Origin of the sequence: Pseudomonas sp. YY-1 (assembly GCF_002843095.1) — a bacterium.
Lineage (GTDB): Bacteria > Pseudomonadota > Gammaproteobacteria > Pseudomonadales > Pseudomonadaceae > Aquipseudomonas > Aquipseudomonas sediminis_A.
The window spans coordinates 1-10,572 of record NZ_PJLX01000027.1 but is presented as its reverse complement, the minus strand read 5'-3'; the positions used below and the strand labels follow the sequence as shown (position 1 = coordinate 10,572).

7 protein-coding genes and 2 pseudogenes are annotated in these 10,572 nt (G+C 56.6%); 8 read left to right on the top strand and 1 reads right to left on the bottom strand.

Features of this window, described 5'->3' with window-relative positions; genetic code table 11:
- Positions 1–66: 66 nt before the first annotated feature.
- A pseudogene (locus CXP40_RS23385) lies at positions 67–340 on the top strand (DDE-type integrase/transposase/recombinase); the annotation flags it as partial.
- 244 nt (positions 341–584) lie between these two features.
- On the opposite strand, the gene CXP40_RS23380 reads toward CXP40_RS23385, so the two are convergent.
- Entirely contained in the window at positions 585–3,311 is a 2,727-nt protein-coding gene (locus tag CXP40_RS23380; protein WP_106735665.1) for an autotransporter domain-containing protein, read from the bottom strand.
- A gap of 739 nt (positions 3,312–4,050) precedes the next feature.
- Here CXP40_RS23380 and CXP40_RS23375 point away from each other — a divergent pair.
- From CXP40_RS23375 to CXP40_RS23345, 7 genes and pseudogenes are all read left to right on the top strand, one after another.
- Positions 4,051–6,144 (top strand): tetratricopeptide repeat-containing sulfotransferase family protein, encoded by a 2,094-nt coding sequence (locus CXP40_RS23375; protein ID WP_106735664.1) that lies wholly within the window; start codon positions 4,051–4,053, stop codon positions 6,142–6,144.
- On the top strand, positions 6,141–7,307 hold the full coding sequence (locus tag CXP40_RS23370; protein WP_106735663.1) for a glycosyl transferase family 8: 1,167 nt from the start codon (positions 6,141–6,143) through the stop codon (positions 7,305–7,307). The genes CXP40_RS23375 and CXP40_RS23370 overlap by 4 nt, the downstream gene beginning before the upstream one ends.
- Positions 7,307–8,164, top strand: a complete 858-nt coding sequence (locus CXP40_RS23365; RefSeq protein ID WP_218239121.1) for an alpha/beta hydrolase — start codon at positions 7,307–7,309, stop codon at positions 8,162–8,164. Before CXP40_RS23370 ends, CXP40_RS23365 begins: the two co-directional genes overlap by 1 nt.
- Before the next feature lie 66 nt (positions 8,165–8,230).
- Positions 8,231–8,839: an adenylyl-sulfate kinase gene (gene cysC, locus CXP40_RS23360; protein WP_106735662.1), complete on the top strand. Its 609-nt coding sequence runs from the start codon at positions 8,231–8,233 to the stop codon at positions 8,837–8,839.
- Between the two features lie 171 nt (positions 8,840–9,010).
- A complete protein-coding gene (locus tag CXP40_RS23355) occupies positions 9,011–9,328 on the top strand; it encodes a transposase (RefSeq protein ID WP_003282986.1) in 318 nt (105 codons plus the stop codon).
- Positions 9,325–9,660, top strand: coding sequence for an IS66 family insertion sequence element accessory protein TnpB (tnpB, locus tag CXP40_RS24090; protein ID WP_157831713.1), 336 nt, complete (start codon positions 9,325–9,327; stop codon positions 9,658–9,660). Before CXP40_RS23355 ends, tnpB begins: the two co-directional genes overlap by 4 nt.
- Positions 9,661–9,721: 61 nt before the next feature.
- Positions 9,722–10,572, top strand: a pseudogene (locus CXP40_RS23345) (IS66 family transposase); the annotation flags it as partial.

Below are 10,572 nucleotides of genomic sequence, written 5' to 3'. Positions count from 1 at the left end.
CTACTTTTTCAACAGAATCGGCCAGAAGCAGCCGCTCGGATGTGTCTACAAAACTGGAGGCGATTCAAAAACCATGACGACCTGCGCGAGCTTGGAGAACAGTGCGGCAGGCATCGCGCTGCTCGATTAATGTGCCAAGAAGGAGTGCGCTCGCAGACTGGATATCGGCGTCGGCAGGGCCGTTATGGCGGCAAGCCTCCAGTTGCCTCACCGAATCATCTTGAGCGTCGATTCAATGTCACCGAGCACGGTCTGGGTTACGGACATCACCTATATCCGAACATATGAAGGCTGGCTGTATCTGGCAGTGGTGGTCGATCTGTTTTCGAAGCAAGTAATCGTCTGACCAATGAAGACACAGCTGTAGTGATCTAATGATTTTCGACACCCACTTAGACGCCATAGGCCAAGGATGTCTACCAGAACAGGGTAGTCCAGAGTGCGGCCTGCAGAGCATTTCCGTCGTACTAATTTCTTTTTGCCTCAACACTCTGGAACTTTACAAGTCAATCTGCAAACAGGGGATACCCGAGTCTGCAGGCTTGAGGATTGGCCAGTCCCGGTCAAATGCCGGAACTGAGCATTTAGAACTGATAACGCAAGCGCAACTCCGCCGTCTGCAAGGTGTAACCAGACGCCGCCTCGACGCTGTATCGCGCGGCAACTGAAAGGTTGTCCTTGCTCGTGAGGGTTGTCGCCAGTGCCATGATGCCCGTATCGCTGTTTGGGGCTGAACTGCGCGTCGTAAAGCTGGTGCTGCCGCTGGTGTCGATTGCGTAATTGGCAACTGAACGCAGTCGCGTATCCCTGTGCTCATGACGCCAAGTCAGTTGCACAGACGGTTCTATACGGCCATAGGATGTGTCAAACGACCGTTCCAGCTTAGCCCCCAGGTCGCTGGTCAATGAATAGCTCTTGCTTGATTCCACTGACAGCGCAGCACCCGCGCCACCGCTTTCGGTATAGCCATCCTGCTTGAGCCTGCTGTAATTGAGGCCGGCAATCGGCGTCAGCACGGTTTGCTCATCCAGGCGGATCGGATAACCGACCTGCGTCGACAACACCGATTGCAAGCCGTCGTAATTGCCATTGGCGACGCCATTGACCCCGGTGAAGTTAATCAAACGTCTGGTGTCGTATTTATGCTGTACCACACCGCCCGATAGATTCAGATACCAGTCGTCGGCCGTGTAGCTGGCATAGGGAATCAGGCCATAGGACTTCACGTTGACCGAGCTGCCCGCGTTGTCATCCCTGCCGTCGACAGACGTATTGGCATAACTGATCAGGCCACCGACACGCCACGCATCATTGATCTGGTGGTCACTGCCGAACAGCAGGCCGTTGTAGTCGGTGCTGTAGCCGGAGATGCCGTCATGCTGGTCCTGCGAGGCTTTACCCCCGAATGCCTGGCCCCACAACGCAGCACCGCTACCACTCTCGCCGGTAGCCACACCGCTGCCCCCTTGCACCTGCGCAATACGCAAGTCATCCATCCGAGAGCTGGCCACATTGAGTACCGTCGTAGTGGGTGCCGCTGACGCATGGCTCACTACCGTGGCGCTCCAGGCCGGGCTTAACTGCGCACCGGCGCGGTTGGCTTCGGCAGTCGAGCCGAGCGCTGCAGACGCGTTGAACACGTTGAGCAGGCTGGCGTCGGTGCCGGTGTAGTTGAACAGTCCGGAAATCGCCGAGACGGCGTTCGGCGTGGTCGCCTGAATTAATGGCGAAGAGCTACCGCCTGACTCAAGCGTCAGCAGCAGATTGCTGGTGCCGCCGTGGACCAGCGTGCTGCCTGTAACGATGCCGCTATAGCCGGACGCCGAATAGAGCAAATCAGAGGCGTTGTAGTTTGTACCGTTGGTAGCGGCCTGCACCACCACATAGCGCTGCCCGACAGCAAAACCGTAGCTATTGAGGGCCGTGAGCGAGACGCTCGAACCGCTCGCAATGGTTGCTGCACCACTCACAACCAGACGGCCGTAGCCGGTATCAGCAGTAACCCCGTTACTCACAGCCGAGTCGCCAACGCCGATCAACAATGTTGCCGGTGCCGCCTGATCGTAATTGCCTATGATATTGATCTGATTATTGACTTGCAGCGTCGCACCGGTATTGCTGACAGTATTGAGGCCAACATTGATGTTGTTATTGAGCAGCAAATTACCGGAATTGAAGTGCAGGCTAGCCATGCCACTGGAGATAGACCCGATACTGGCGCTGTCAATATTGCCGCTAGCATTGGTCAGAATACCGAATGTCGAGCCACTGCCACCATTGATGGTTAAATTTCTGGTACTGCCGTTATAAATCGCGCCAGCAATCAAACCACTGTTGGTAATCGGGCCAATGGTGCCGCTGCTCGCGTTATAAATCGCATACCCGCCGCTGGATATGGTTCCGCTGTTAACCACCTCACTCATAGTACCGGCGTTGCCGATACCACCTAAATGTCCAGTGATGGTGCCGGTATTGATCAGGCTGCCTATGGTGCTATTAGAAGCGGTGCCAACACCGACGTTGGTCGTTCCTGTAATGCGGCCAGCATTGGTCAAGGTGTTAACGTTTATCGTACCGGAGGGGGTCAGGTTTCCCACCAGGATCGCAGTGCCACCTTCAATGGTGCCAGTACTGGTGTTCTCAAACGATGTAATGCTACTGAGGTTATCGGACTGGACGCCATACGAGGTGCCGCTAATGATCCCGCTATTCGTAAGGCTTGTGATAACACCAGCGTTCCTGATGCCAGTAATCGCCCCACTAATGCTGCCCGTACTGGTGTTTGTCAGTGTCGATATAAGTCCAGCATTGCTAACGCCGACTCCGCCAGAGATTGCATTGTGGTTAGTAAGTGCCGTGATCTCGCTATTGTTCTGAATGCCCGCCGTTGTTCCGGAAATGCTTCCTCCGGCATTGTTGCTCAGCGATGTGATAGTGCCGTTGTTGCTGATTCCAAGTGTGTCACTGATGATCCTGCCGTTATTCACAACAGTAAGTGAGCTTGCAATGTTCTCTAGGGCTGGCGCGCCTGAGCCGTTAAGCAGGCCATTGTTGACCAAGGTACTTGCTGAGCCAGCGGCCGTTAAGGCCGCAACATCGGTTGATGAGAGTGTTCCAGTATTGGTTATACTGAGATTTCCGCCTGACCAAGTTATACAGTCGGTCGTTCCGAACAGTGTTATGTTGTTAGAAAAGTTCAGGCATGCATAGGCCTCCGTCGCCGTTAGCAACGAAATCCCTGCCCCTATCGATAAACTCAGAATGTCACGCTTCCTCGCTGAGACTGCAACAGGCTTTATTTTCTTTGACATCCTGGTTTCCTGATATTTTTTAACAGCTGCACCAGCTATTGGCCTAGATGGCAGAGCTACTCATTAAGGGCTTACTGGTTATGCACCCAGAAGCCTGTGTTTTTTTCATGATTAAGAAGTTCGTTAGATCCAAACCCGGACCCTCACTCGATGAGACATGGATTTTGGCGGACGGGTATGTGTACGCGCAAGCTTGCCGGAAACTTAGTTAACAAACAAACCTAAAATGGCACATAGCCAGCGCATCGCAGCGCTCACGCTGTAGACCCAGCCATAAGCCTGGCGCGCTACCTCGAAAACTTAAGATTGAGGTGCCCAAGCCGGCAACCGCGGCATACCGCACAGGTGGCTGGGTGCGGGGGTATGCCTTCGCCCCTTTTATACCTGAGGCAGGCACCACACGGCACCAATAGCGCCTGCCGATAAACCTCTGGGCGATTGGGCCTAATCTAGATACTCTCCGAGCGCGTACAAGGCTCTCGGCCAGACTCGAGCAACCTATACGCCTGCCGCTGTTGCTGACGTGAAATAGGCCAACAAGCACACGCCGCTCCGCGCGCTGAGCCGCTCACCGAGCGCTGCAGCCTCTATTGCAGAGGGCGTAAGGACAGCCTGCGTGTCTAGGCCACGCGTATCCGGATCCTGTCTGCAATTGCAGCATTAAGGCCTTCACCCTCTCGAGGTGCAGGCCAAATGATCCGCTCTGTAGGTAATTTGAATTCTATTTTGGGGGCGCATCTTGAGCACTAACAACCCACCTGCTTCGCAGTCACTGACGATTGCTCAAGCCTTGGAGCTGGCCAATGCGCACTGGAATGCAGGCCAGGCGGCGCAGGCAGAACAGCTCTGTTTACGAATACTGCAAGTGGCCCCCTTACAAGCTGATGCCCTGAACCTTTTAGGGATGATGATGCTTGCCTACGGCAAGCTGGATATGGCGCTCGACTATATAAGTAAAGCCAGCCAGTCACCTGATGCGCCGGCAGCTATTCATAGCAACCTAGCCGAGCTTTACCGTCAAAAAGGTTTGTTGGTCAACGCCGAGCAAGCCGCGCGACGAGCCGTAAAGCAAGAACCAACATTTGTTGCGGCATGGACCAATCTAGGGATCATCTTGCAAGAAGCCGGGAAATTCGATGCCAGCCTGGAGTGTCTAAACTGCGTTACATCCTTGCAGCCGGACAATGCTGAGGCGCACAACAATCTGGCCAACACCTACAAGCTCTTGGGAGATATGAACAACGCTAAGCACAGCTATCAACGCGCCTTGGCGTTGCGCCCAGATTACGCAGTGGTGCACAGCAATCTCGCGGTTCTGCTCAACGACTTGGGCCAGATTGATGAAGCAGTGGCTTCTGCCAAGCGGGCGATCGATATCAACCCGCAACTGGCAGATGCCTACTTAAACCTGGCGCAGATCGAGTTGTCGCGCATGCGTTATGCCGAGGCCCAGCACTGGGTCAATTCAATCTTTAGGTTTTCGCCACAGCATGTCGGCGCGCTCACGGCGCAAGCCCAACTGATGGTAGCCAGTCAGCGTTATCAGGAAGCCGTCACCAGTACCCGCCAGGCCTTGACCATTGCCCCAAACAGCGCCAATACACACAAGACTCTGGGCAGCGCATTGCATGCGCTAGGGCAGCATGCAGAGGCCGAGCAAGCGTATCTGCGCGCAGCCGAGCTACCTGGTACGGTCGCAGAGGAGGCCTTGGTTGCGCGCGCCACTTTACTGTTGGAAATCGGCGACAAGGACGCAGCAACGGCTGCTTTTGAGCAAGCATTGGCGCGCTTTCCTGGCTCGCATCGGGTAATCGCCGCCCGGTGCGACAGCAAACTCTATCGAGAGGGAGACCCCGATATTGCAGTCATGGAAGCGGCGTTGGCGGGCGAACCTAGAGCTCCAATCCATGAGCAAATGATGCTGCACTTCTCGCTTGGCAAAGCGTATCTGGACATCACTGATTCGGACCGTGCCTTTGCCCATCTGCACCGCGGTAATGCGTTTAAACGAGCGTCGTTCAGTTACGATGCAGCACAAACCAGCACATGGATGCGGGATATTGCCGCAACGCTTACCCCAGCCTTGTTGGATCGGTTCAAGGGCGCTGGCGAGGACTCGAAACGACCGATCTTCATTATCGGCATGCCGCGTTCTGGCACCACATTGATTGAGCAAATTTTAGCCTCGCATCCCGACGTTTACGGCGCAGGGGAGTTACAAGCACTGGGTCAGGCAGTTATGCGTGCTGGCAGCTTCCCCTATGAGCTCGCGAACTGGAGCAATAACGACCTTGCTCAAATCGCCGGTGATTACCTTGGACAGATCAATCGCTTAGCGCCGGATGCCTTGCGAGTGATCGACAAGCTACCGGGAAACTTCCTCTATGCCGGATTGATTCCACTGTTATTGCCCGACGCGCGCATCATCCATTGCCGCCGTGATCCAGTTGATACGTGCTTGTCTTGCTACAGCAAGAATTTTGCCGGCGAGCAGTTGTTCGCTTATCAGTTGGATGAGCTGGGCCAGTTCTACCGTGACTATCAGATGCTGATGGCGCAGTTGCGCCAAATACTGCCGTCGGATCAGTTCATCGAGGTTGACTATGAAGCGGTGGTGGACGACCTTGAAGGCCAGGCGCGGCGGCTGATCGACTTCATCGATCTGCCCTGGAACGACGCCTGCTTAACCTTCCACGAAACCCGCCGCATGATACGCACAGCCAGCGTGGCTCAGGTGCGCCAGCCCATCTACACCTCATCCAAAGGCCGCTGGCACCAGCACGCAACCCACCTGGCCCCTTTATTAGCCGAGCTGGGCATGGAGCAGGCATGAACCCCGCAACCATGGATCTCGAAGCCGTTCACCAGCAAGTCAACCTGCTGCTGCAAGCCGAACGCTGGCCCGAGGCCGAAGCCATGCTGTGCCAGGCAATGGCCTCCGGCTCTGGGCCCATTCCCTTGTGGCGCCAGTTGTATGTTGCGTTCCGCCAGCAGGGCAAAATCCTTGAGGCGACTCAGGTGCTGGACATGATCGCGCAGGCCACACCAGGCGACTTGGACACACGCTTCGATCTCTCCGAGATGCTGTTGCTGCAGGGCGAGTTCACCCGGGGCTGGAGCGAATACCGCTTCCGCTACAGGCTTGAGCACACCCGCATGCTCGAACGCCATATCCAAAAGCCTCGCTGGGAAGGGCAGCAAATCGAAGGTAAGACCCTGCTGATTCATAGTGAGCAAGGTTTTGGTGACACCTTTCAGTTCTTGCGGCTGGTGGAGCGCGCACGCCAGCAAAGCGGCGCACAGATTATTCTGGAAGTGAATCCTGAGTGTTATCAGCTAGCGCGCGGGCTTAGCGGCCATGATCAGCTGCTGAAGCAAGGCACTCTGCCGCCGCCCTTCGACTTCCATTGCGAACTCATGAGCCTGCCGGCGGCACTTGGCTTGCAGCTGGAGCAACTGCCGGGAACTGTGCCCTATCTGTTTGCCGATCCCGCGCGACTGGAAAAATGGCGGGCACGTTTGGCCGACCTACCGCACCCACTGGTAGGCTTGGTGTGGGCTGGCAACCCCGCCAACGGCAACGACAAGCGCCGTTCAATGGCGCTGTCCGATCTTGCGCCGCTGGCGCAGGAGGGCATCACCTTCTTGGCGCTGCAAAAAGGGCCCGCAGCAGCACAAGCCGTCACGCCGCCACCGGGCATGTCGCTGTTATCACTGAGCGACGAAATCCAGGATTTCGACGATACCGCTGCCATTCTGAGCTTGATCGACACACTCATTTCAGTGGATTCCTCGCCGGTCCATCTGGCCGGGGCGCTTGGTCGCCCAGCTTGGGTGTTACTGCCTTTCGTGCCTTGCTGGCGCTGGCTACTACAGCGCGACGACTCGCCTTGGTATCCCGGCATGCGGTTGTTTCGCCAACCTGCTTATGGGCAATGGCAACCCGCCATACAAAACGTTGCATCGGCCTTGAAAGAACTGAAGGACAAAACCTGATGCACCGAGTTCTTGCCATGCTGCAATGCCTGGCTTTGGCAATAACTCTGAGCAGTTTTGGTGGCTGTGCTGTAAACCCACAACAGCATGCCGACGCCCTCGCTCAAACGGCGGGTTTACATCCAGAACAAGTCGCAACCCCTGTGTTTTTGCTGACCGCTTATGTGCGTATTACCCGCGCCGATCAACCACTTAGCATCTATATCGAAGGCGACGGCTATGCTTGGCGCAACCGCTATCAAGTCTCTACCAACCCCACTCCAAAACGCGCACTAGGGCTGACGCTGGCCGTGGCAGACGGCAGTGCCAACGTGGTGTATCTGGCCCGCCCCTGTCAGTTCACTGCGATGGTAGCTAACCCGCGCTGTGAGCCAGCCTACTGGACGGGAAAACGTTTTGCGCCAGAGGCCATTGCCGCGCTAGATACCGCAATCAGCCATTACGCATCCCGTACGCCCGGTCAGCGTATACATCTAACTGGCTATTCCGGCGGAGCCGCGGTCGCAGTATTGGTCGCGGCGCAGCGTCAGGATATTGCCACGCTGCGCACGGTCGCCGGCAACCTCGATCACGACACTGTCAATCGTTGGCATCAAGTCTCGCTGATGCCTGAGTCGCTGAACCCAATCAATGTTACCGCTCAGGTGGCGCATATTCCGCAGATCCATTTCAGCGGCGCTGACGATAAAATCGTCCCCCTGAGTGTCGCCCAACTTTTCGCCAGCAGAGTCGGCGCGTGTGCCCACGTGCAGGTTGTCGATGAGCTCTCGCATGAAGGCGACTGGGCTACATACTGGCCACAACTGCTCAGGCTTCGTCTGCCATGCACGACACGACCGAGTCCCTCAGAAGATTGACTGTGTGTACCGCCTTGCCGGCAGCGCCAATGTCATCGCACACAGCTTGCAGAAAATGGAAATGCCATGACAAGTAATCTGATAGCCATTCCCCATTCTCTCGACAGCACTGACCGCCAGGCGCATTACGGCCATGTTGGTGCAGTACTGTGGCTAACCGGACTGTCGGCCTCAGGAAAATCTAGCCTGGCGATGGCATTAGAGCAGGCGCTTGTGGCGCGTGGCTACTCATGCTACGTGCTTGACGGTGACAATGTACGGCGTGGTTTGAATGCTGACCTTGGGTTTAGTCCCCAAGAGCGCACTGAAAACATCCGCCGCGTGGGAGAAATGGCAGCCCTATTCGCCGATGCCGGGCTGATCTGCATCACAGCCTTAATCTCGCCTTACCGCGCTGACCGTGAGCGTGCTAGACAAAGCTGTGCACAAGCCTTCTATGAAATTCATATCGCCGCTGATCTCGCAACCTGCGAAGAACGTGATCCCAAGGGTTTATATAAGAAGGCGCGCGCCGGTCTGGTAGCAGAATTCACTGGCGTCAGTGCACCCTATGAACCTCCATTGCAGGCGGACTATGTTGTCGACACCGGTAGAGAGCCATTTGTGCAAAGCCTGGAAAAGTTACTGGCCTACGTTATTACGCAATTGCCGCTTACTCTACGATCTTTACCTTAGGGATCCTCTGAAGTAGCAATGCATTTCTAGCTGACTTCAGCAGCTGCTGGTTCAAAAAGTGGCGAATCGATGTAAGCGTCCGGCCAACTCACCTTCCGAACTCCAGCATTAAGGGCGATGGTGTCCGCGTATTTTTAAGCGGACGCGATAGCCCTTATCGCCGGGATTTCCATGCGCCAACGAAGCTCTTACCCCAAACCGTTCAAGGCCCAGGTTGTTCAGGAGTGCCTGCAACCCGGTGCGACCGTTTCCAGCGTTGCCATCCGCCACGGCATCAATGCCAACGTCATTCGCAAGTGGCTACCGCTTTATCGAGATCAACTGCCAGCGGCGTTGCCGGCGTTCGTTCCTGCGAGAGTTACGCCAAAACGACCAGTTGAACCAGCTGTGATTATCGAGCTACCGCTGGGCGAGCAATCGATCACAGTGAAATGGCCAGCTTCCGATCCTGAAGGATGCGCCCGCTTTGTCCGGGGGCTCGCCCAGTGATCCGTATCGATAGTATCTGGCTCGCCACCGAACCCATGGATATGCGCGCGGGCACTGAAACCGCGTTGGCCCGTGTGATTGCGGTGTTCGGTGCGGCGAAGCCGCACTGTGCCTATCTCTTCGCAAATCGCCGCGCCAACCGCATGAAAGTCCTGGTGCATGACGGCGTGGGTATCTGGCTGGCCGCGCGGCGATTGAACCAGGGCAAGTTTCACTGGCCAGGCATCCGCCACGGCTCGGAAGTTGAACTCGACACCGAGCAACTTCAGGCGTTGGTACTGGGGCTGCCCTGGCAGCGGGTCGGTGCGGGCGGCGCAATCACAGTGCTGTAGCACCGGCCATTAGCCCATCGGTGTATCTGCGCAGAGCGTCTGCTCTGGCACAATCAGCAGCATGAACTCCTCGCCCAATCTCGACCAACTGACACCTGACCAGCTGCGCGCACTGGCCGCGCAGTTGCTCACGCAGGTCGACGTGATGGGCAAGAAAATCCACCGTGATCAGACCATCATTGAGCAGCTCACACACGAAATCGCTTGGTACAAACGGCACAAGCTTGCCAAGCGTAGCGAGCAACTGAGCCCTGACCAGGGTAGCTTGCTGGACGACCTGCTCGACACTGACATCGCCGCCATCGAGGCGGAGCTGAAAGCCGTCAATTCCCCGGTTGCTCCAGCCGAACCCCGCCAACAGCCCAAGCGCACACCGCTGCCGACACAATTTCCGCGCACCGTGATCCGCCACGAACCGGAGAACACCCAATGCGCCTGCGGCTGCCAGCTGCAACGCATCGGTNCATCGGTGAAGACATCAGCGAAAAGCTGGATTACACGCCGGGCGTGTTCACCGTCGAACAGCATGTGCGTGGGAAATGGGTCTGTCGCCAGTGCGAAACACTGATCCAGGCCCCCGTGCCGGCCCAGGTGATCGACAAGGGCATCCCCACCGCCGGCCTTCTGGCTCACGTGATGGTGGCCAAATTCGCCGACCACTTGCCGCTATATCGGCAAGAGAAAATCTTTGGCCGTGCCGGCCTGGCCATCGCTCGCTCGACACTGGCGCAGTGGGTCGGACAAACCGGCGTGCAGCTCCAGCCGCTAGTCGATGCCCTGCGCGAAGCCGTGCTGGCCCAACGCGTGATCCACGCTGACGAAACCCCGGTGCAAATGCTCGCGCTGGGAGAAAAGAAAACCCACCGGGCTTACGTCTGGGCTGTTGGCGCTGATGGAAAATTGACCCACCCT

Coding starts and splice junctions, on each gene's coding strand:
- CXP40_RS23380 (WP_106735665.1), bottom strand. CDS start 3,311: ATGTCAAAGAAAATAAAGCCTGTTGCAGTCTCAGCGAGGAAGCGTGAC.
- CXP40_RS23370 (WP_106735663.1), top strand. CDS start 6,141: ATGAACCCCGCAACCATGGATCTCGAAGCCGTTCACCAGCAAGTCAAC.
- CXP40_RS23365 (WP_218239121.1), top strand. CDS start 7,307: ATGCACCGAGTTCTTGCCATGCTGCAATGCCTGGCTTTGGCAATAACT.
- cysC (WP_106735662.1), top strand. CDS start 8,231: ATGACAAGTAATCTGATAGCCATTCCCCATTCTCTCGACAGCACTGAC.
- CXP40_RS23355 (WP_003282986.1), top strand. CDS start 9,011: ATGCGCCAACGAAGCTCTTACCCCAAACCGTTCAAGGCCCAGGTTGTT.